At 63.4% G+C, this 20,402-nt stretch carries 19 protein-coding genes; 13 read left to right on the top strand and 6 right to left on the bottom strand.

What is annotated here, in order from left to right; translation table 11 throughout:
- Positions 1–6: 6 nt before the first annotated feature.
- The 4 genes from tsaD to ACGYLD_RS06320 are packed head-to-tail and all read left to right on the top strand — an operon-like array spanning position 7 to position 2,753.
- On the top strand, positions 7–1,110 hold the full coding sequence (gene tsaD / locus ACGYLD_RS06335) for a tRNA (adenosine(37)-N6)-threonylcarbamoyltransferase complex transferase subunit TsaD (RefSeq protein WP_271692698.1): 1,104 nt from the start codon (positions 7–9) through the stop codon (positions 1,108–1,110).
- Positions 1,107–2,060: an NAD(P)H-dependent glycerol-3-phosphate dehydrogenase gene (locus ACGYLD_RS06330; protein ID WP_271692697.1), complete on the top strand. Its 954-nt coding sequence runs from the start codon at positions 1,107–1,109 to the stop codon at positions 2,058–2,060. The genes tsaD and ACGYLD_RS06330 overlap by 4 nt, the downstream gene beginning before the upstream one ends.
- Before the next feature lies 1 nt (position 2,061).
- Positions 2,062–2,334, top strand: coding sequence for a YciI family protein (locus ACGYLD_RS06325; RefSeq protein WP_067268301.1), 273 nt, complete (start codon positions 2,062–2,064; stop codon positions 2,332–2,334).
- The gene (locus ACGYLD_RS06320; protein ID WP_271692696.1) at positions 2,334–2,753 is read left to right on the top strand and encodes an EVE domain-containing protein; all 420 of its coding nucleotides are present in this window, start codon (positions 2,334–2,336) and stop codon (positions 2,751–2,753) included. The genes ACGYLD_RS06325 and ACGYLD_RS06320 overlap by 1 nt, the downstream gene beginning before the upstream one ends.
- A 251-nt stretch (positions 2,754–3,004) precedes the next feature.
- Here ACGYLD_RS06320 and ACGYLD_RS06315 read toward each other — a convergent pair whose 3' ends face one another.
- From ACGYLD_RS06315 to ACGYLD_RS06300, 4 genes are all read right to left on the bottom strand, one after another.
- A complete protein-coding gene (locus tag ACGYLD_RS06315) occupies positions 3,005–3,346 on the bottom strand; it encodes a DUF2853 family protein (protein WP_271692695.1) in 342 nt (113 codons plus the stop codon).
- Between the two features lie 172 nt (positions 3,347–3,518).
- Entirely contained in the window at positions 3,519–4,430 is a 912-nt protein-coding gene (locus ACGYLD_RS06310; protein WP_271692694.1) for a PRC-barrel domain-containing protein, read from the bottom strand.
- Positions 4,431–4,636: 206 nt separating this feature from the next.
- A complete protein-coding gene (gene ahcY / locus ACGYLD_RS06305) occupies positions 4,637–6,028 on the bottom strand; it encodes an adenosylhomocysteinase (protein WP_271692693.1) in 1,392 nt (463 codons plus the stop codon).
- An 84-nt stretch (positions 6,029–6,112) separates the two neighbouring features.
- On the bottom strand, positions 6,113–6,415 hold the full coding sequence (locus tag ACGYLD_RS06300) for an S-adenosyl-L-homocysteine hydrolase (RefSeq protein ID WP_271692692.1): 303 nt from the start codon (positions 6,413–6,415) through the stop codon (positions 6,113–6,115).
- 75 nt (positions 6,416–6,490) lie between these two features.
- Here ACGYLD_RS06300 and ACGYLD_RS06295 point away from each other — a divergent pair, with 75 nt between their 5' ends.
- Both ACGYLD_RS06295 and ACGYLD_RS06290 read left to right on the top strand, forming a co-directional pair.
- A complete protein-coding gene (locus ACGYLD_RS06295) occupies positions 6,491–7,087 on the top strand; it encodes an HD family hydrolase (protein WP_067268313.1) in 597 nt (198 codons plus the stop codon).
- Entirely contained in the window at positions 7,084–7,563 is a 480-nt protein-coding gene (locus ACGYLD_RS06290; RefSeq protein ID WP_271692691.1) for a GNAT family N-acetyltransferase, read from the top strand. Before ACGYLD_RS06295 ends, ACGYLD_RS06290 begins: the two co-directional genes overlap by 4 nt.
- Here the strand turns inward: ACGYLD_RS06290 and ACGYLD_RS06285 are convergent.
- Positions 7,560–8,114, bottom strand: coding sequence for an ActR/PrrA/RegA family redox response regulator transcription factor (locus ACGYLD_RS06285; RefSeq protein ID WP_067268317.1), 555 nt, complete (start codon positions 8,112–8,114; stop codon positions 7,560–7,562). The genes ACGYLD_RS06290 and ACGYLD_RS06285 overlap by 4 nt on opposite strands.
- A 46-nt stretch (positions 8,115–8,160) precedes the next feature.
- Positions 8,161–8,775, bottom strand: coding sequence for an SCO family protein (locus ACGYLD_RS06280; protein ID WP_271692690.1), 615 nt, complete (start codon positions 8,773–8,775; stop codon positions 8,161–8,163).
- Between the two features lie 99 nt (positions 8,776–8,874).
- Between ACGYLD_RS06280 and regB the strand changes: the two genes are divergently transcribed.
- The 7 genes from regB (at position 8,875) to addA (ending at position 20,401) form a co-directional block, all read left to right on the top strand.
- A complete protein-coding gene (gene regB, locus ACGYLD_RS06275) occupies positions 8,875–10,266 on the top strand; it encodes a sensor histidine kinase RegB (RefSeq protein WP_276153768.1) in 1,392 nt (463 codons plus the stop codon).
- Between the two features lie 85 nt (positions 10,267–10,351).
- Positions 10,352–11,878, top strand: coding sequence for a PAS-domain containing protein (locus ACGYLD_RS06270; protein WP_271692688.1), 1,527 nt, complete (start codon positions 10,352–10,354; stop codon positions 11,876–11,878).
- 56 nt (positions 11,879–11,934) lie between these two features.
- Positions 11,935–12,408 (top strand): tRNA (adenosine(37)-N6)-threonylcarbamoyltransferase complex ATPase subunit type 1 TsaE, encoded by a 474-nt coding sequence (gene tsaE, locus ACGYLD_RS06265; protein ID WP_271692687.1) that lies wholly within the window; start codon positions 11,935–11,937, stop codon positions 12,406–12,408.
- Positions 12,405–13,418 (top strand): aminoglycoside phosphotransferase family protein, encoded by a 1,014-nt coding sequence (locus ACGYLD_RS06260; RefSeq protein WP_271692686.1) that lies wholly within the window; start codon positions 12,405–12,407, stop codon positions 13,416–13,418. Before tsaE ends, ACGYLD_RS06260 begins: the two co-directional genes overlap by 4 nt.
- On the top strand, positions 13,391–14,083 hold the full coding sequence (locus ACGYLD_RS06255) for a nucleotidyltransferase family protein (RefSeq protein WP_271692685.1): 693 nt from the start codon (positions 13,391–13,393) through the stop codon (positions 14,081–14,083). The genes ACGYLD_RS06260 and ACGYLD_RS06255 overlap by 28 nt, the downstream gene beginning before the upstream one ends.
- The gene (gene addB, locus ACGYLD_RS06250; protein WP_271693871.1) at positions 14,076–17,033 is read left to right on the top strand and encodes a double-strand break repair protein AddB; all 2,958 of its coding nucleotides are present in this window, start codon (positions 14,076–14,078) and stop codon (positions 17,031–17,033) included. Before ACGYLD_RS06255 ends, addB begins: the two co-directional genes overlap by 8 nt.
- A complete protein-coding gene (gene addA / locus ACGYLD_RS06245; RefSeq protein WP_394401688.1) occupies positions 17,030–20,401 on the top strand; it encodes a double-strand break repair helicase AddA in 3,372 nt (1,123 codons plus the stop codon). The genes addB and addA overlap by 4 nt, the downstream gene beginning before the upstream one ends.
- The last annotated feature ends 1 nt before the right edge of the window (position 20,402 follow it).

Genomic DNA, 20,402 nt, shown 5'->3' with positions numbered 1-20,402 from the left:
GCCCCCATGCCCTCTACCCAGTCTCAGACCCGCTTGATCCTTGGTTTGGAAAGCAGTTGCGACGATACCGCCGCCGCCGTGGTGCGCATGGAGGAGGACGGGCGCGGCAAGGTACTGGCCTCGGTCGTGGCGGGCCAGACCGAGCTGCACGCCGACTTTGGCGGCGTCGTCCCCGAAATCGCCGCCCGCGCCCATGCCGAGAAATTGGACCACTGTGTCGAGGATGCCTTGGCCGAAGCAGGGATCGGCCTGCCGCAGATCGACGCCATCGCGGTGACCGCCGGGCCGGGGCTGATCGGCGGCGTGGTGTCGGGCGTGATGTGCGCCAAGGGGCTCTCGGCGGCGACGGGCAAACCGCTTTACGGGGTGAACCACCTCGCGGGTCACGCGCTGACCCCGCGGCTGACCGATGATGTGCCCTATCCCTATCTGATGCTTCTGGTCTCGGGCGGGCATTGTCAGTTTCTGCTGGTGCGCGGGCCGGAAAGTTTCGACCGTCTCGGCGGTACCATCGACGATGCCCCGGGTGAGGCCTTTGACAAGGTCGCGCGGCTGTTGGGCCTGCCCCAGCCGGGCGGGCCGTCGATCGAGAAATGCGCCCAAGAAGGCGATGCGCAACGCTTTGCCCTGCCGCGCCCTCTGCTGGATCGCGAGGGCTGCGACATGTCCTTCTCGGGCCTGAAAACCGCTGTGCTGCGCGCGCGCGACAAATGCGTGGCAGAGCGTGGCGGGCTGACGCGACAGGATCAGGCGGACCTCGCCGCGGGGTTCCAAGCTGCCGTGGTCGATGTGCTGGCCCATAAAACGCGCCGTGCTTTCGCGGAGTACCCCGCGACAGGCGCGCGGAGCCTTTGCGTGGCGGGGGGCGTGGCGGCAAACAAGTCCATCCGTGCCGCGTTAGAGACTGTTGCAGCAGCGCAAGAGGCCGCCTTCGTGGCGCCGCCGCTGGCGCTTTGCACTGACAACGCCGCGATGATCGCCTTCGCGGCGGGAGAGCAGGCCGCCCTGCGGGATGCCGATGACCTGACCCTCGCCGCGCGGCCCCGCTGGCCGCTGGATACCGCGCGCCCGTCGATGTTGGGCAGCGGCAAGAAGGGGGCCAAGGCATGAGCGTTTCCGTCCTCGGCGCAGGGGCATTCGGCACGGCGCTGGCCATTTCGCTTGCGGGCAAAGGGCCGGTAACACTCTGGGCGCGTGAAGCGGGGGACATGGCCGCGCGGCGAGAGAACGCCAAACGCCTGCCCGGCTGCCCTTACCCCGATAGGCTCAGCGTGACCGAAAGCCTTTACCAAGCGGCTGTCGGTGAGACCCTTTTGCTGGCCGTGCCGATGCAAAAGCTGCGCAGCGTGTTAAAGGAACATCGCGCGGCGCTTCACGGGAAACATTTGGTCGCCTGCTGCAAAGGCATCGAACTCAGCAGCGGCGTGGGGCCGGTCAGTGTGATCGAAGAGACCATTCCCCAAGCCACCGCCGCGATCCTGACGGGGCCCAGCTTTGCCGCCGATATCGCACGGGGCCTGCCCACCGCGCTCACCTTGGCCTGTGCAGACCCTGCGGCGGGCGAACAGCTGCAAGCGGAACTCACCACGGCGAACCTGCGGCTTTACCGCACCACGGATACCACCGGCGCGGAATTGGGAGGGGCGCTGAAAAATGTCGTCGCCATCGCCAGCGGGGCCGCGATAGGGGCCGGATTGGGCGAAAGCGCCCGCGCCGCGCTGATGACCCGCGGCTATGCCGAAATGCAACGCCTCGCCGCCCATCTGAAGGCCGAGCCGACAACGCTGGCCGGGCTTTCGGGCTTTGGTGATCTCACGCTGACCTGCACCTCCGAGCAATCGCGCAACTACCGTTTGGGGCAATCGCTGGGCCAAGGCACTCCCTTTGACCCATCGACCACGGTCGAAGGGGCCGCGACCGCCCGCGCTGTCGATGCGCTGGCGCGCGAAGCGGCGCTCGATATGCCGATCACCCGCGCGGTTGCCGGATTGCTCGACAACCAGTTAGATGTGGCTGGTGCCATGAAATCTTTGCTGACCCGCCCCCTAAAGGAAGAATGATATGTTTGTTGCCCTGATCGCCCATGACAAAGCCGATGGCCTACCGATCCGTCAGGAAAACCGGCCCGACCATCTGGCCTATCTGAAATCCAGCGATGCCGTGGCACAGGCTGGGCCGCTTTTGGATGCTGAAGGCGGTATGATCGGTTCGCTCATCATTCTGGACGTGCCCGATATGGCCGCAGCCGAGGATTGGGCCGCGAATGACCCCTACGCCAAGGCCGGCTTGTTCCAAAGCGTGACCCTGACCCATTGGAACCGGGTGATCGGCTGATGGCCTATTGGTTGTTCAAATCCGAACCCGCAACATGGAGCTGGGCCGACCAGAAAGCCAAAGGCGACGCGGGCGAGGAATGGGACGGTGTGCGCAACTATCAGGCCCGCAACTTCATGCGTGAGATGAAGGTCGGCGATCTCGGGTTCTTTTACCACTCGCAGAAAGATCGTGAGATCGTCGGCATCGTCGAAGTCTGCGCCGAGGCTCACCCCGACAGCAGCACCGATGACCCGCGTTGGGAATGTGTGGACATCAAAGCGGTGCGGTCGTTCAACCAGCCGGTCAATTTGGATACGATCAAAGCGGACCTAAGGCTGGAGGACATGGTTCTGGTAAAGAATTCGCGCCTATCCGTGCAGCCTGTGACCGATGCGGAATGGCAGCTTATTTGCGCCTTGGGCAAGACCGCGCCCTAATACCGGCGCGGCCATCGGAAAAACGAAAAAGGGTTCCGGCACCCCGCCAGAACCCTTCTCACCCCATGTGCTCCCATAACCACCACACATGTTCGTAACTCTTACCAGCCGATCTGGCCGATATAAGAGAGATAGCAGAAACCGGTGATTTACTCAACTTTCGACTGTGTCAAAGCCCGCGCAAAAACGAAACGCGCGCTTAACCAAGCGCGCGTCTCAGGTAAGGTTTTGGTAGGGTTTCCCACCGCCCTTCAGGCGTAGACAGACTCTTTGCCGAAGTGTTTGACCAGCATGTAATAGACCACAGCGCGGTACTTGTTCCGCTCGGACCGGCCATAGGTCTCGACCACTTTTTGAATGCCGCCCATAAGATGCTCATCATCCGGCAGGCCGAGTTTCTTGATCAGGAAGTTGTCCTTTACGGTGTTCAACTCAGCCGTATCGCTGGAAGACACCGTCTGCGCGTCGGCGTTATAGATCGACGGTCCGCAGCCGATGGTCACCTTGGTCAAAAGGTCCATATCCGGCTCCATGCCGCATTTGTTCTTCAGGTCTTCGGCGTATTTGGCGATCCATTCGTCACGCTTGCCCATAAAATCTCTCCCAATAGTGTCTTCGGCCCGTCAGGGGTTCCTGAGACCGGAGCCTAAGGCCATATCCCTGTATTGCAAAAGATTTATTTCGGGCGCGGCGGGCTGACCCCGGAGCCGCCAGAAAAAGAGGCGCCCGAATTGGGCGCCTCTCAGTCAGGATATCGGCTGTCGCTTAGGAGGCGTCGTCAAGGCGGACGTCGTCTTCCAGACCTTCGATGTTGTCTTCATCGACTTCCGGCTGGGCTTCCAGCTCGGCTTTGGTCCAAGAGCTCAGCTTCAGGTCGTTCTCGGCTGCCATGGAGATTTCCTCAAGCGGTACGGCGACGGTGTGTTCGCCAAGGCCGAGGAAGCCGCCCACGCCAACAACGGCGGCATAGCCATCGTCGGTCTTGATGACATAGTCGACGTCACCAATGCTGTCGCCATCGGCTTCGACGACGGTCAGGCCGACCAGATCACCCACCACCATGCCGGAGAATGCGTTGCTCATGCCGGTGTCGGTGCGTGTCACGTCTGTTTCCATGTCCGCTTCGGTGTTGGAAGCGACATTCTCATCCAGATCGGTTTCGGCTTCGCCTTCGATCTCGGCTGTGGTTTCATTGTCGAAATCGGCATCTTCGTCGGCGGCCAGATCGGTGTCAGTCTCGGTGGTGACGGTGCCGCTGGTGTCGGTGCTCAGGGTCGAATTCGACTCTGAATCGGCGTTTCCGGCCAGATCCGCTTCGGCATCGGTTGTCGGCGTCACGCCATCGGTCTCGGCGGTCAGTTCCGCTTCGTTGTCGACTTCGGTATCACCTTCGAACTCTGCGCCCTGTGTCGGAGCGGTCAAGATTTCGTCGGTGGTGTTGGGGTCGTTGGTCCCCTCGTAGTCGTCGGAATTCTCGCGCGACATCTCAGCGGTGCGCTCGGCCTGTTGCTCGACAGTGGCGGTCAGATCGTTGGCCGTGTTGGTGACGCTCTCGCCCGAGATGGTGGTCTCGGCTTCCGCGGCGGCACCGGCTTCGGTGTCGGCGGTCTGAGCGAATGCAGTGCCCGCGGTCAGAGCGAGGGCGGCGACGGTGGACTTCAGGAATGTACGTTTCATCTTCGATACTCCTTTTGAATGGTCTGGGGATGAAACACCGCCCGATTGACTATGTTCCGCCCGTCCTCCGCCCCTGGCAGATATGTGCTTGAATCCGCCGATTGATCTGATTTTCCTATATATCGTAGTCGCTTGACATAAGAACGCCGCCCCGGTGATCTCCGGGACGGCGCTGAAACATGCTGAAAGAGGAAACTCTTCGCGGCTTAGTAGCGGTAATGCTCGGGCTTAAACGGCCCCTCGGGCGTCACGCCGATATAGGCCGCCTGCTCTGGGTTCAGCTTCGAAAGTTTCACGCCGATCCGGTCGAGGTGCAGACGGGCAACTTTTTCATCCAGATGCTTGGGCAGGATGTAGACGTCATTCTCGTATTTGTCGGTGTTTTCCCACAGTTCGATCTGCGCCAGCACTTGGTTGGTAAAGGATGCAGACATCACGAAAGACGGGTGGCCGGTGGCGTTGCCAAGGTTCAGCAGACGGCCTTCGGAAAGCAGGATCAGACGATTGCCATTCGGCATCTCGATCATGTCCACCTGCTCTTTGATGTTGGTCCACTTGTGGTTCTTCAGCGCGGCGACTTGGATTTCATTGTCGAAGTGGCCGATGTTGCCGACGATCGCCATGTCCTTCATCTCGCGCATATGCTCGATGCGGATCACGTCCTTGTTGCCGGTGGTGGTGATAAAGATATCGGCGGTCGCGACCACGTCTTCCAGCAGCACGACCTCGAAACCGTCCATCGCGGCTTGCAGCGCGCAGATCGGGTCAACTTCGGTGACTTTCACGCGGGCACCAGCGCCACGAAGCGAGGCGGCAGAGCCTTTGCCTACATCGCCATAACCCATGACGACAGCAACCTTGCCCGCCATCATCGTGTCGGTCGCGCGGCGGATACCGTCAACAAGGCTCTCTTTACAGCCGTATTTATTGTCGAACTTCGACTTGGTGACAGAGTCGTTCACATTGATCGCGGGGAAGGGCAGTTGGCCCTGTTTCACGAGATCATAGAGACGGTGCACGCCGGTGGTGGTCTCCTCAGACACACCCTTGATCTGGTCGCGCATCTTTGTGAACCAACCGGGGCTTTCGGCCATACGCTTCTTGATCTGGGCGAAGATCGCCTCTTCCTCTTCGGACTTCGGCACAGCGATCAGTTCGTCTTCGCCATTTTCCACACGCGCGCCAAGAAGGATATAGAGCGTCGCATCGCCGCCATCGTCGAGGATCAGGTTCGGCCCTTCGGGGAACATGAAGGATTTGTCGAGGTAATCCCAATGCTCGACCAACGACTGGCCTTTGATGGCGAAGACCGGCACGCCCGCTTCGGCGATGGCTGCGGCCGCGTGGTCTTGGGTCGAGAAGATGTTGCAGGATGCCCAACGCACATCCGCGCCAAGGGCGACCAGCGTTTCGATCAGAACGGCGGTCTGGATGGTCATGTGCAAAGAGCCGACGATCCGCGCGCCTTTCAGCGGTTTGCTATCACCGTATTCTTCGCGCAGCGCCATCAGGCCCGGCATTTCGGTCTCGGCGATGTCCAGCTCTTTACGCCCGTAGGCCGCCAGATTGATATCCTTAACAATATAGTCGTGGGCCATGCGGCGCTCCTGTTTGAAGTGTTGCAGGGCGGTTAGCACCTTCGCCGCGAATTCTCAACGTGAATGGGGGAAAGCCGCGCCGGATCAGTCCAGAAGAGCGGCCAGTTGCTTATCACCCGACAGGCCCGCCATCCAATCATCGCCTTGAGCCAGCACGCAGGCATTGCCATCGGCCAAAGTCTTGACCAAGGTCCATGTCCCCGACTGATCCGATGCCCAAAGCTGGTTGTTGTCCTCACGCTGACCCGGCACCGGCTCTTCGCCGTACCAATCAATCAAGGCAGATTTCATTTCCTTGGCGGGCATGCAGACTTCTTCTGCCTGTGCAGCACCGGCGAGGGTGGCCAAGGTAACTGCAACTATCGTACCGGAAAAAACGGGTTTCATGATCATCTCCTTCGTGGGATGAACAGGTTTGACAGGGATTTGTTCCCAAGGCTCACGAGGTAAGGACCCCCGCGAATGGCGCAGAAACCACGCGCATGGCAAAGGATGCTGTCAGGTCGGCGGCTCGACCTGCTCGACCCCACGCCGGTCGATGTCGAGATCGAAGACATCGCCCATGGTCTGGCCTTTGTCGCACGCTGGAACGGGCAGACACGGGGCGACTATGCCTATTCGGTGGCCGAACATTCGCTGCTGGTGGAAACGATTTTCGCCCGCATCGCCCCGCGTGCGCCTGCGAAATGGCGCCTCGCCGCGTTGCTGCATGATGCGCCGGAATATGTGATCGGCGACATGATCTCACCCGTAAAGGCCGCCGTCGGGCCGGATTATCGCGCTTTGGATGAACGGTTGACCACTGCCGTGCATGTCCGCTTCGGCCTCCCCGCCAGCTTGCCCGTGCGGGTCAAGCAGCAGATCAAGAAGGCCGACCGCGTCAGCGCTTGGATGGAGGCTAGCCAGATCGCAGGCTTTTCCGAGGCCGAGGCGACCCGTTTCTTTGGCCGCCCCGATGCGGCGCTGATGGAGGGGCTAAGCATCCTGCTGCGCCCGCCGGTCGAGGTACGGGCCGAGTTCACCGAACGGCACGCGGCGCTGCTGCGCGAAATGGCGTGATCCACATCCGCCGCGCCGGGGCGCTCGATACCCGCGCCTTGGCCGAATTGCTGAACGCGATCATCGCCAAGGGCGGCACCACCGCCATGGTCAGCCCCGTCACCCCGCGCGAGTTGCAAGGTTGGATGGCCGCGCCCGACAGCGCGTGGCATCTGGCGGAAGATGGGCGCGGTGAGATCAAAGGCTTTCAGTACATCGAACCCCACCCTGACCTGCCCGAAGGCGGTGTGGATCTCGCAACTTTCGTACGGTTGGGAGAGACGGGGTTCGGCATCGGCTCGGCCCTGTTCGAACAGACCAAACAGGCCGCGCGTGACTTGGGCTATGCCCATATCCATGCCATCATCCGCGCCGACAATCAGGGCGGGCTGGCCTATTACCAAAGCCGCGGCTTCGAGGATTTCAAACGGCTGCCAAACTGCACATTGGCGGATGGCACCCGCGTTGATAAAATCTGGAAACGGTTCGAGCTTTAGCGCGGCGAGCGTTTTGCCAAGATGCGCTGCAAGGTCCGCCGGTGCATGTTCAGCCGCCGCGCGGTTTCCGAGACGTTGCGATCACAGAGTTCATAGACCCGCTGGATATGCTCCCACCGCACGCGATCCGCGCTCATCGGGTTTTCCGGCGGTTCGGGCAGATCCCCTCCGGTGGCCAAAAGCGCATTCACAATGTCATTGGCGTCAGCGGGTTTAGACAGGTAATCCGTCGCCCCGGATTTCACCGCCGCCACTGCCGTGGCAATCGCACCATAGCCCGTCAGCACGACGACCCGCGCATCGGCGCGTTTGTCGCGCAGCACTTCGACCACGTCGAGCCCATTGCCGTCCTGAAGCCGCAGATCCACCACGGCAAAGGCCGGGGGGCGCGCTGTGGCGATGGCTTTGCCCGCCGCGACAGAACCTGCGGTTTCCACCTCAAAGCCGCGTTTCTCCATCGCCTTGGCCAAGCGGCGCAGAAACGGCTCATCGTCATCGACCAAAAGCAAGCTGCGGTCCGCGCCTAAGTCAGAAATATCCTGCATCAACATCCCCTCTCAAAGGCTAATATGGGGCGGCCAAGGCGGCGGGTCAATTTCAGCGTTGATCCAGAAAACAACCGATGCTGTCGGCCATCTCTTCGGGGCGTACTTCGCGGCGGAAAAAGTCGACAACGCCTTCTTCGGGCATGACCAGATAGCTGAAGGTCGAGTGATCGACGAGGTATTCGCCATTCTCATCTTCGGGGTGCACCTTGTAATAGGTGCGATACGCTTGGCTGGCGGCTTTGACCTGCTCGGGCGAGCCGGTCAGCCCGACCATGCGCGGGTGCATCACCTCGGCAAAATCACCGACCACTTCGGGCGTGTCGCGCGCAGGGTCAACGGTGATGAAGACCGGCGTGATGCTCTGGCCGCGCTCATCCAGAATTTCGGTCGCTGCCGCGTTGCGGTCCACGTCCAGCGGGCAGACATCGGGGCAGGAAGTATAGCCGAAATAAAGCAAGGCTGGCTCTTTGATGACATCGGCATCGGTCACGGTTTCGCCCGCGCTGTTGACCAGCTCGAACGGCCCGCCGATGTCACCGCCCGCCACTTGGCTTGACCGGCAGGTGGCATAGGGATCGTCCTCGCCCCGCAGCACCATGAAAGCCGTCCCGGCCAGAAATACCGCCGCGACCCCTGCCGCCCCAAATGCAATCATTCGTTTCATGTCAGTCCTCCGCCATGCTGGCCGGTCTTGATCGTGTTTCGCCGCAGACCTACGCTAGATGGCAGGTGATGCAATACGAAATAAAGTGATGGGGCTAAGATGACGCAGGCAAATATCCGGCCCCTCGATGGGCGCACCCGTGCCAGTTGGATCCGCCTGCGCACGATGATCCTGCTACGCTGGTTCGCCATCGCCGGACAGTTGACCGCCGTCACCGTGGCGCAATGGGCGCTTGGGCTGCAACTGGCCTTTGGCCTATGTTACCTGACGATCGGGGCCTCGGTGGTGGGCAACCTTGTCGCGGCCTTCGTCTTTCCGCAGAACAAACGCCTGTCGGAGCGCGAGAACCTCGCCATGGTGCTCTTCGATCTGCTGCAACTGACCGCGCTTCTGGCGCTGACCGGCGGGCTGCACAATCCCTTTGCACTTCTGCTGCTGGCCCCGGTGACGATCTCGGCCACCGCGCTCAGCTTGCGCTCGACACTGGTTCTGGGCGGCACCGCGATTATCGCGGCCTCGGTACTGGCGCTGTGGCATCTGCCGTTGGTGACGCAATCGGGCGATGTGCTGCGACAGCCCGGCATCTTCGTCTTTGGCCATTGGGCGGCGCTGCTGATCGCCATCGTCTTTACCAGTGCCTATTCCCGGCGCGTCACGACCGAAGTCCACTCCATGGCCGACGCGCTCTCGGCCACGCAGATGGTGCTGGCCCGGGAGCAGAAACTGTCGGATCTCAGCGGCGTCGTTGCCGCCGCCGCCCATGAATTGGGAACGCCGCTTGCCACGATCAAACTGGCCAGCACCGAACTGCTGGGCGATCTGGAAGACCGCCCTGATCTGGCTGAAGACGCCGCGCTGATCCGCGATCAGGCCGACCGCTGCCGGGATATCCTGCGCGACATGGGCCGCATCGGGAAAGACGATCTGCACATGCAGCGCGCGCAGCTGACCGCCGTGGTGAAAGAGGCCGCCGAGCCGCATCTGGAGCGCGGCAAGACGGTGATGTTTTCCGACAATCCGATGGCCCGGGACCCGGCCCGCGCCCCGACGATTCCGCGCAAGCCCGAGATCATCCACGGGCTGCGCAATCTGGTGCAGAACGCCGTGGATTTTGCCGAAACCACGGTTTGGATCGAAACCGAATGGTCCGCCGAGGATATCTCGGTGCGGATCATCGACAACGGGCCGGGCTTCCCGCCGCAGCATCTGGGCCGGATCGGCGACCCGTTTTTGCGCCGCCGAGGAGGTGCGTCGAACGAGGCGGCGCGGCCTGAATATGAGGGCATGGGGCTGGGGCTGTTCATCGCCAAAACCTTCCTCGAACGCTCGGGCGCGCGGCTGCGCTTTGCCAATGGATCGGACAGCGGTTGGCTGCGCGGGCTGCCCCCCGCTGGCAGCGGTGCTGTGGTCGAAGTCGTCTGGCCACGCCGCCTGCTGGACCTTGGCCCCGATGACAGCGTGATGGGCGAGAACCAGCGTCTGACGGCTTGAGGGCGGGATTGGCGCGTTTGTTAACCCACCGTTAACCATTGGGGCTCAAAATAGGGCGTCGCATTTGCCGAAAGGGGTCTCCGTCATGGCATTGCCGGATGTCATCATCGTGCTTGCCGCCGCCTCCGTCACCGCGCTGGCCGCTCTTTGGTGGCTCGGCGCGGCTGCGGGGCGACCGGCGGCGGCACCCCCCGGCATCGACGACATGAGCCTGCTGTTCGAAGAGGGCCAGTTGGTCCATGGCTCCGACAATGCGCTGACCCGCTTTGCCCTCGCCCCCGGCTACCACCAGTGGGAAGATATTCGCGATGCGCTGCTGTCACGGTTTCCCGAATTCCCCCGCACGCCCCGGCATGGGGCCACCGGCAAGTTGACCCTCAGGGCAGAGGATGGCGACAGCCCGTCGGAGCTGCGCATCACATGGCGCGACGCGCTCTGTTGGTTGCACCTGCCCCAGACCCGCGCGACCGAAGAGATCACGGAAGAGACGTTTCAGAAACTCGCCGCCCTGCGCCGGGCCAGCGAAACCAGCCCGAACCCCGCGTGGCAGACCGACGCGGCCGGGCGTATCATCTGGCACAACCGGGCCTATGGGGCCCTGAAGCGCAAGGCCCAACCTGACCCGGACTGTGGCGGCGCCGCCCTGTTCAGCACCCCCTCGCCCGACCACCCCAACCGCGTCTGCTTGCGGCGCAGTGATGGGGAAAAGCCCGATTGGTACGCGCTGACCACCACGACCGAGGATAATGTGCAGGTCTACCACGCCACATGCATCAATGCCGTGGTCGCCGCCGAAGAGGCCCAGCGCAACTTTGTCCAAACCCTTGCCAAAACCTTTGCGCATCTGTCCATCGGGCTCGCGATTTTTGACCGCAACGGGCAATTGGCCCTGTTCAACCCCGCGCTGGTGGACCTGACCGATCTGCCTGCCCCATTTCTCAGCGCCCGGCCTACGATTGTCTCTTTCTTCGACCAATTGCGCGAAAGCCGCCGCATGCCGGAGCCGAAGAATTACAAGAATTGGCGTCACGAAATCGCCGAAGTTATCGCCGCCGCAACCGATGGCCGCTATCAAGAGACTTGGTCGCTGGAGAACGGCCAGACCTACAGCATCCGGGGCCGGCCCCACCCCGATGGCGCCACCGCTTTCCTGATCGAAGACATCACCGCCGAGGTGACCCTAACCCGCAATTTCCGGGCCGAGCTTGAACAAAGCCAAAGCCTGCTCGATACGCTCGAAGATGGTTTCGCCGTTTTCTCTGCCTCCGGCGTGCTGACCTTCTGCAATGCCGCCTATCGCGCCCGGTGGAAACAAGACCCGGACAAAAGCTTTGCCGAGATCACCATCGACGATGCGATCCGGGTCTGGCAGGAAATGTCGGCGGCCAATCCGCTCTGGCCCGATGTTGTGGATTTCGTCATGGGCAGGGGCGACCGCGCGGGCTGGAACATGCCCATCTACCCGCATCAGGGCGCGCCGCTTTCTTGCGAGGTCTCGGCCATCGCATCGGGTGCCACGCTCATACGCTTTCGTCCGATCCCCGTCGGCGCGGGCCGGTCGGAGCCTTCCAACGCTCCTTCGGCGGGCGACCGGCGGCAACCCTCCAACTAGGTCGCTCCCAGCCGCTTTAATCTTGCGGCTGCGCGTCCGGACGCTAAGCATGGGGCATGTCCGACGATACCCTTTCCCTCCTGCTCAGCGGCCCCGATGACACCGCTGAGCGCGCCCGGCAACTGGCCCGCCGCCTGTCTCCCGGCGATATCATCCTGCTCAGCGGCGATGTCGGCGCGGGCAAGACCCATTTCGCCCGCGCGCTGATCACCGAATTGCTCGACCACCCCGAGGATATCCCCTCGCCCACCTTCACCTTGGTGCAGACCTATGACACGGCAAGCAGCGCGATCTGGCACGCCGATCTCTACCGGCTGACCTCCACTCATGAGATTGAGGAGCTCGGGCTGATCGGCGCCTTTCACGATGCGATCTGTCTGGTGGAATGGCCGGATCGGCTGGGCCCGCTCGCCCCAGCCGATGCCCTAGAGATCAGCCTTAGCCCCGGCACCGAAGAAGACAGCCGCAGGCTGACCGCAGAATGGTCCGGCGGCGATTGGGCCGAGAAGCTAGCCGCGTGGCGCAAATGACCGAACGCGCCGCATTGATCGAAGGTTTTTTGCAAACCGCGGGCTGGGCCGAAGCCTCCCGCAAGCTGCTGGCGGGCGATGCCTCCAACCGGCGCTATGACCGGTTGCGCAAAGCGAATGGAGCGCGCGCCATCTTGATGGACGCCCCACCGGAACGCGGTGAAGACGTGCGACCCTTTCGTCATGTCGCGGCGCATCTGGCAGGCTGTGGCCTCAGCGCGCCCGAGATTTACCATGCGGACAATGACAACGGTCTGCTGCTGATCGAAGACCTTGGCGATGACCTCTTTGCGCGGCTCATGGCGGCGGATCCGGCTCGGGAACTCCCCCTCTACCGCGCGGCTGCTGACGTTTTGGTCAAACTGCACGCGGCCCCCCTGCCGGAACTGCCGATTTGCGATGCCGATTGGCTGACCGATATGGCCTCCCCCGCCTTCGACTTTTACGCCCCCACAGGCGGGCAGAGCGCAAACGCCGCTTTCGCGCAGGCTTTCCGCCCCCTCGCCGCAGCGTTGGATGACAGCCCGAAGGTCGTGATCCTGCGCGATTATCACGCCGAGAACCTGCTTTGGCTGCCAGAGCGCGAAGGGGCGGCGCGGGTCGGTTTGCTGGATTTTCAAGACGCGCTGCTCGGCCACCCGGCCTATGATCTCGTCTCGATCCTGCAAGACGCCCGCCGCGATGTGCCCCGGGCGGTGGAGGCGCAGATCATCGACGATTACCTTGCCCAAACCGGACAGGCGGAAACCCCCTTCCGCCGCGCCTATGCGCTACTCGGCGCCCAGCGCAATCTGCGCATCTTGGGGATCTTTGCGCGCCTCTCTCTGCGCGATGGCAAACCGCATTACGTCGATCTGATCCCCCGCGTCTGGCAGCATCTGCAACATAACCTGCGCCATCCCGCGCTTGCCGATGTGGCGGAGGCAATCGCAGGCGTGCTGCCCCCGCCGACCCCCGAATTTCTGGAGCAACTGAAAAGCCAATGCGCGACAATCCCGACGCCATCATGATGTTCGCGGCCGGGTTCGGCACACGTATGAAACATCTCACCCAGAACCAACCCAAGCCCATGGTGCCAGTCGCGGGCCGCCCCTTGATTGACCATGCGCTCGACCTTGCCCGCGGGATATCCCCTGCGCGGATCGTGGCGAACCTGCACTACCTCCCCGACCAGCTAAAGGCACATCTGAAAGCGCAGGATGTGCAAACGGTGATCGAAGCGCCCCAGATCCTCGACACCGGCGGCGGGCTGCGCAACGCGTTGCCGCTGCTGGGGTCGGGACCGGTTTTCACCATGAACAGTGACGCAATTTGGGCTGGGGCGAACCCGCTCGAAATGCTCCGCAACGCATGGGATCCGGCACGGATGGACGCGCTTTTGATGACCGTGCCGTTGGAGAACACCCTTGGCCATGGCGGCACGGGCGACTTTACCCGCGCCGCGGATGGCCGCCTGCAACGGGGGCCGGGCGAGGTCTATGGCGGGGTGCAGATCATCAAGACCGATCTGCTGGCCGATATCGAAGCCGAGGCATTCTCGCTCAACCTGTTGTGGGACATGATGCTGGCACGCGGGACGCTGTTTGGCCTGCCCTATAGCGGGCGCTGGTGCGATGTGGGGCACCCCGGCGGCATTCCCCTTGCCGAAAGCCTTTTGGCAGGTGCCGATGTTTGAGCCGCAGGACAGCCCCCGCGTCTTTGGCCTTGCCCCCGGTGTCGATTTCCCGCGCGGATTGGTGCGCGGGCTGTGCGACCGGTTGGAGAATGGCCCGCCCGAGGCGATGGCCCGTGTCGAGTTGCTGGTCAACACCAACCGCATGGCGCGTCGGCTACGCCATGATTTCGACGCGGGTCCGGCAGGATTTCTGCCGCGCATCCGGCTGATCACCGACCTTGATGCATTGGCCCCCGGCATTGCGCTGCCCGCCCCGACACCGCCGCTGCAACGGCGGCTGGAACTCATTCAACTCGTGTCGCGCCTGCTGGATGCCGCACCCGATCTCGCGCCGCGCGCCTCGCTCTATGCGCTGTCGGACAGTCTGGCGGGGCTGATCGACGAAATGCAGGGCGAAGGCGTCTCGCCCGAGACCGTGGCCGGGCTAGACGTCGGCAACCTCTCTGCCCATTGGGAGCGGGCGCAGCGGTTCCTCGCCATCGCGCATGACTATCTGGGCCAAACCACCACCCGCCCGGATGCCGAGGCACGGCGACGGCAGCTGGTCGCCCGGATCATCGCCCGCTGGCAAGACGCGCCACCGCAGCACCCGGTGATCCTTGCCGGGTCCACCGGCTCGCGCGGGACCACCGCGTTGTTGATGGAGGCCGTGGCCCGCCTGCCGCAGGGCGCGATCATCCTGCCGGGGTTCGATTTCGAGATGCCAACCGCCGTTTGGAACGAGTTGGATCAGGCGCTTCTGGCCGAGGATCACCCGCAATACCGCTTCCGCAAGCTGATGAATATGCTCGACGTGGCGCGTGGCGCGGTCGCGCCGTGGTGCGAGATGCCTCCGGTATCCGCCGCCCGTAACAAGCTGGTGTCGCTCTCGCTTCGGCCTGCGCCCGTCACCCATGCTTGGCTGAACGAAGGGCCCAAGCTGGAAAACCTGCAAGGTGCCACCGCCGACATTACCCTAATCGAAGCGCCCACCCCCCGGGTCGAGGCTTTGGCCATCGCGCTGCGCCTGCGCCAAGCTGCCGAGGATGGTGTGAAGGCCGCCTTGATCACCCCCGACCGGATGCTCACCCGGCAGGTCACCGCAGCGCTCGACCGGTGGAACATTCTGCCCGACGACAGCGCCGGGATGCCGCTGCAACTCTCCCCGCCGGGGCGGTTCTTGCGCCATGTGGCGGCGCTGTTCGTCCGAAAATTGGATGCCGAAGCGCTGCTGACCCTGCTGAAACACCCGCTGACCCACAGCGGCGCGGGGCGGAATTTCCACCAGCTTTATACCCAGCGCTTGGAGGCTGAGATCCGCCGCCATGGGCTGCCCTACCCCGACGCCGAAGGCTTGGCCGAGATTGCAGAGCGCGCCGCGAAACGGATGGAAGACCCCAGCGGGTTCCGCGATTGGGTCGCTTGGCTGGGTGAGGTTTTTCCCGGCCATGCCACCCCCGGAGAGCGGCCCCTGCCCGAATGCGTCGCCGCACATCTGGCGCTGGCCGAAAGGATCGCCGCCGGGCAACCCGCCGATCCCGACCACCTGCTTTGGCAGCAGGGCGCAGGCATCGCGGCCGAGGCGGTGATGGCGAACCTCACGGAACATGCAGCCCACGGCGGGGCGATGAACGCCGCCGATTATGCCGATCTCTTGGGCGCGCTCTTGGCGCAAGAAGAGGTGCGCGAGGCCGATACCCCGCATCCCGATATCATGATCTGGGGCACGATGGAGGCGCGGGTGCAGGGGGCCGAGCTGGTCATCCTTGGCGGCTTGAACGAAGGCACATGGCCCGAAGCGCCGCCGCCCGATCCATGGCTCAACCGTCAGATGCGCGAGAAAGCCGGGCTGCTGCTCCCCGAACGGCGCATCGGCCTGTCGGCGCATGACTATCAACAGGCCTTCGCCAGCCCCGAGGTTTGGATCACCCGCGCGATCCGCTCGGACGAGGCCGAGATGGTGCCGTCACGCTGGCTGAACCGCTTGGGCAATCTGCTGGGCGGCTTGGGCGACACCGGCGGGCCGGAGGCGTGGAAGGCCATGCAGCAGCGTGGCAACCGCTGGCTGGATCAGGTGCGTGCTTTGGAAGCGGTAGAGCGGACCGCCCCGGCCACGCGCCCCTCGCCCCGCCCGCCGCGCGCGGCGCGCCCCCGCAAGCTGTCAGTGACCGAGATCAAGACGCTGATCCGCGATTCTTACGCGATCTATGCCAAACACAGCCTGAAACTGCGCCCGATCAACCCGCTGGTGCAATCGCCCGACGCGCCGGTGCGCGGCATCGTCCTGCACCGCATCATGGAGGATTTCGTCAAACTGGTGGCCCGCGATCCTGCGCGGTTGACCCGCGACACGCTGATGCAAGTGGCCGCCGAGGTGCTGGAGGAAGAAGCCCCCTGGCCCGCCGCCCGCGCCATGTGGCTGGCCCGCATCGACCGGATCGCCGATTGGTTCATCGCCCGCGAAAGCCAACGCGCCGAGTTCTCCAGCCCCGTCGCTTTTGAACAGGGCGCGCGGGGCAGCTACACCTTTGCCGACCTCGGCTTTACCCTCAGCGGCTTTGCCGACCGGATCGACCAGACCGATGACGGCGATGTGCTGATTTACGACTACAAAACCGGCACGCCGCCCGGCAAAAAAGAGCAGCGGCTGTTTGACAAACAACTCTTGATCGAAGCGGCGATGGTCGAACGGGGCGGTTTTCCCGAGGTGGGCGTGGCCCATGTGGCCCATGCCGCCTTTATCGGTCTAGGGTCGAAACCGGTCGAAGTCCCCGCCCCGCTGGAGGAGGAAAACCCGCAAGAGGTGCTGGCCGGTCTGCACGCGCTGCTCTCGCGCTACCTCGATGAGGGGCAGGGCTTTACCGCGCGGCGGATGGTACAAAGCGATGCCTTTGCCGGAAACTTTGACCAACTGGCGCGGTTCGGGGAATGGGATGGCACCAGCCCCGCCCGACCGGAGGATCTGGAATGATGCGTGATTTCAACGATGCCACCCGCGCCCAGATCGAAGCGGCCCGGCCCGATGCCTCCACTTGGCTGACCGCGAATGCGGGCTCAGGCAAGACCCGCGTGCTGACCGACCGCGTGGCGCGGCTGCTGCTCGACGACGTGGAGCCGCAACACATCCTTTGCCTGACCTATACCAAGGCGGCGGCCTCGGAGATGCAGAACCGCCTCTTCAAACGCTTGGGCGAATGGGCCATGCTGAAAGACGCGGCACTGCGCAGCGCCTTGGCCGATCTTGGCGTGCAGGGCGAATTGGCGCCCGAGCAACTGCGCGATGCCCGCACCCTTTTTGCCCGCGCGATTGAAACGCCCGGCGGGCTGAAAATTCAGACCATCCACTCTTTCTGCGCGGCCCTTCTGCGCCGCTTCCCGCTGGAGGCGCAGGTCAGCCCGCAATTCACCGAGATCGAAGACCGCGCCGCCGATCTGCTGCGGGCCGAGATCGTCGATGAGATGGCCGAAGGCGAAGACGCCCCGCTGGTCGCCGAGATCGCGCGGCACTACACGGGCGAAGATTTCGCCAGCCTTACCCGCAGCATCGTGGGCCAACGCGATGCCTTCACCACGCCCCGCTCTTGGGCCGAGATCCTAGCGCTTTTCGCCCAGCCCGAAGACCTGACCGAAGACAAAATCGCGGCTTCAGTCTTCCTTGGCAGCGAAGCGGCGATGATGGCCGAGATCATCCCCCATCTGCTGGCCAAAGGCGGCAATGACGGCAAGGCGGGCGCGGCGCTGCAAGAGATCGACCGCTATGATCTGTCCGCCCTGCCCCAGCTTGAAAACATCCTTCTGACCGGCAGCGGCGCCAAGGCGCCCTTCACCGCCAAAATCGGCAGTTTCCCGACCAAGCCGACGCAAAAGGTCATTGCCGAACAGATGCCGCAGCTTGAGCAATTGATGCAGCGCGTCGAAGACGCCCGCGAAGCGCGGCTGGCGCTGAAGGCGGCGCGCAAATCCTATGTGCTCCACCGTTTCGCGGCCCGCTTTCTTGAACGCTACGCGGATGAGAAACAAAAACGCGGCTGGCTCGACTTTGACGATCTGATCCTCAAAGCCCGCGCCTTGCTGACCGACAAGGCCGTGGCCGCTTGGGTGTTGTTCCGCATCGACGGCGGCATCGACCATATCCTTGTCGACGAGGCGCAGGACACCTCGCCCCGGCAATGGGACGTGATCGAACGGCTGACAGATGAATTTTACTCCGGCGCCGGGGCGCGTAACGAGGTCGATCGCACGCTCTTCGTCGTGGGCGATAAGAAGCAGTCGATCTACTCTTTCCAAGGCGCGGACCCCGAAGAGCTGGACCGCAAAGGCACGACATTCGAACAGAAGATCGGTGAGGCGGGCCAGTTTTTCCAGCGCCGCAGTCTTGCCTATTCCTTCCGCTCCTCTTCGGCGATTTTGCAAGCGGTCGATGGGGTTTTCGACCCCGCGATCCAGACCGGCTTTACCAATGACGGCCATATGGCCTTCAAAGATCGCCTGCCCGGCCGCGTCGATCTTTGGCCTTTCATCGAAAAGGCTGGCCCTGGCGAGGAGGGCGATTGGACCGATCCCGTCGACCGCCGCAGCGCGCGGCATCACACGGTGCAACTGGCCGAACGCATCGCACGGCGCATCAAGGAGTTGACGACCGAGGAACATTACCTCCCCGATGACAGCAAGGGCGGCTTGGCCCGGCGGCGCATCCAACCGGGGGATTTTCTGATCCTCGTGCAGCGCCGCTCGGCCCTGTTTTCCGAGATCATCCGCGCCTGCAAGGCGGCGGAACTGCCCATCGCCGGGGCCGACAGGCTCAAGGTTGGGGCCGAACTGGCGGTGCGCGATCTGGCGGCGATCCTGTCGTTCCTCGCCACGCCGGACGACGATCTATCGCTTGCCACCGCGCTGAAATCGCCACTTTTCGGCTGGTCGGAACAAGAGCTTTTCACCCTCGCCCATTACCGTAAGGAGGATCACCTCTGGCAAGCGCTGCGCAACCAGACCGAGGCCCACGCCGCCACCCTCGCCGTGCTGCGCGACCTGCGCGGGCAGGTCGATTACCTGCGCCCCTACGATCTGATCGAACGCATTCTCACCCGCCACGATGGGCGCCGCAAACTGCTCGCGCGGCTGGGGCCAGAGGCCGAGGATGGGATCAACGCGATGTTGAGCCAAGCGCTGTCTTACGAGCGCGGCACGGTGCCCAGCCTGACCGGGTTCCTGCAATGGATGCAGACCGATGATCTGGAAATCAAACGTCAGATCGACAGCGCGTCGAACCAGATCCGGGTGATGACGGTGCATGGTGCCAAGGGTCTGGAAGCGCCAATCGTGATCCTGCCCGACACCGGGCGGCGCGATGTGACGATCAAGGATGAGATCATCACCGTTGACGGCACCCCCGTCTGGAAAGCCCCGGCAGATGATATGCCCCAGCCCATGCGCGCGCGGCTAGACGAGATGAAAGAGGCCGCGCTGCAAGAGCGGCTTCGCCTGTTCTATGTCGCCATGACGCGGGCCGAGAAATGGCTGATCGTGGCCGCGGCAGGGGAATTGTCGAAAGATGAATCCTCTTGGTATCAGATCACCGCAGCCGCTCTGGCCAGGCTCCGGGCCGAGCCTTTGGGCGACGATGGCACGCTGCGCTATCAACAGGGCGATTGGGATGCGCTCGACATCATAGAGACGCCTGAGAAAACCGTAACAACGCCCACGTTAGACCCTGTTTTCACCCGCTCCGCCCCCTCCCCCAAGGGGGAGGACAAGACCCTGTCGCCCTCGGATCTCGGCGGAGCCAAGGCGCTCGCGGGTGAGGCCGGGCTCGATATGGACACCGCGTTGAGCTATGGCACGCTGGTCCATGAACTGCTGGAACATCTGCCACTGATGGGGCCGGATGCACGGGAGATCTTTCTGGAGCGGTTGGCCCGCACACACCCCGCCGAGATGATCGCCCGCGCGGAAGATGAGGCGGAAGCGGTGCTGAACACCCCTGCCCTCGCCCCGCTGTTCGCTGAGACAACCCTCGCCGAAGTGCCCGTGACCGGCAGCCTCGGAGACCAGCGCCTGCATGGCACGATCGACCGTTTGGTGATCGCCGAGGATCGCATCCTTGCTGTCGATTTCAAGACCAACCGCGTGGTCCCCGGCACGGCTGAGGCCTGCCCCGACGGGCTGCTGCGCCAGATGGGGGCCTATGCCCATATGCTGCGCCAGATCTACCCGGATCGGCGGATCGAGACGGCCATTCTATGGACTGCCACCCCCGCGCTTATGGTGTTACCCAACGATATCGTGACAAATGCCCTGCGTGCCCTGCCATATCTTGACGCCACTGCCGCGCATTCATAGG

It is taken from the genome of Sulfitobacter sp. 1A12056, assembly GCF_043558125.1.
Lineage (GTDB): Bacteria > Pseudomonadota > Alphaproteobacteria > Rhodobacterales > Rhodobacteraceae > Sulfitobacter > Sulfitobacter faviae.
The sequence above is the reverse complement of the archived record's forward strand: the minus strand, read 5'-3'. Positions and strand labels throughout refer to the sequence as shown.

Bases quoted from the DNA above. Each gene is read 5' to 3' on its own strand.
- ahcY (WP_271692693.1), bottom strand. From the start codon at position 6,028: ATGGCCCACGACTATATTGTTAAGGATATCAATCTGGCGGCCTACGGG.
- ACGYLD_RS06330 (WP_271692697.1), top strand. From the start codon at position 1,107: ATGAGCGTTTCCGTCCTCGGCGCAGGGGCATTCGGCACGGCGCTGGCC.
- ACGYLD_RS06270 (WP_271692688.1), top strand. From the start codon at position 10,352: ATGGCATTGCCGGATGTCATCATCGTGCTTGCCGCCGCCTCCGTCACC.
- ACGYLD_RS06320 (WP_271692696.1), top strand. From the start codon at position 2,334: ATGGCCTATTGGTTGTTCAAATCCGAACCCGCAACATGGAGCTGGGCC.
- ACGYLD_RS06300 (WP_271692692.1), bottom strand. From the start codon at position 6,415: ATGAAACCCGTTTTTTCCGGTACGATAGTTGCAGTTACCTTGGCCACC.
- addB (WP_271693871.1), top strand. From the start codon at position 14,076: ATGTTTGAGCCGCAGGACAGCCCCCGCGTCTTTGGCCTTGCCCCCGGT.
- ACGYLD_RS06295 (WP_067268313.1), top strand. From the start codon at position 6,491: ATGGCGCAGAAACCACGCGCATGGCAAAGGATGCTGTCAGGTCGGCGG.
- ACGYLD_RS06325 (WP_067268301.1), top strand. From the start codon at position 2,062: ATGTTTGTTGCCCTGATCGCCCATGACAAAGCCGATGGCCTACCGATC.
- tsaD (WP_271692698.1), top strand. From the start codon at position 7: ATGCCCTCTACCCAGTCTCAGACCCGCTTGATCCTTGGTTTGGAAAGC.
- ACGYLD_RS06280 (WP_271692690.1), bottom strand. From the start codon at position 8,775: ATGAAACGAATGATTGCATTTGGGGCGGCAGGGGTCGCGGCGGTATTT.
- ACGYLD_RS06310 (WP_271692694.1), bottom strand. From the start codon at position 4,430: ATGAAACGTACATTCCTGAAGTCCACCGTCGCCGCCCTCGCTCTGACC.
- tsaE (WP_271692687.1), top strand. From the start codon at position 11,935: ATGTCCGACGATACCCTTTCCCTCCTGCTCAGCGGCCCCGATGACACC.
- ACGYLD_RS06260 (WP_271692686.1), top strand. From the start codon at position 12,405: ATGACCGAACGCGCCGCATTGATCGAAGGTTTTTTGCAAACCGCGGGC.
- ACGYLD_RS06285 (WP_067268317.1), bottom strand. From the start codon at position 8,114: ATGTTGATGCAGGATATTTCTGACTTAGGCGCGGACCGCAGCTTGCTT.
- addA (WP_394401688.1), top strand. From the start codon at position 17,030: ATGATGCGTGATTTCAACGATGCCACCCGCGCCCAGATCGAAGCGGCC.
- regB (WP_276153768.1), top strand. From the start codon at position 8,875: ATGACGCAGGCAAATATCCGGCCCCTCGATGGGCGCACCCGTGCCAGT.
- ACGYLD_RS06315 (WP_271692695.1), bottom strand. From the start codon at position 3,346: ATGGGCAAGCGTGACGAATGGATCGCCAAATACGCCGAAGACCTGAAG.
- ACGYLD_RS06255 (WP_271692685.1), top strand. From the start codon at position 13,391: ATGCGCGACAATCCCGACGCCATCATGATGTTCGCGGCCGGGTTCGGC.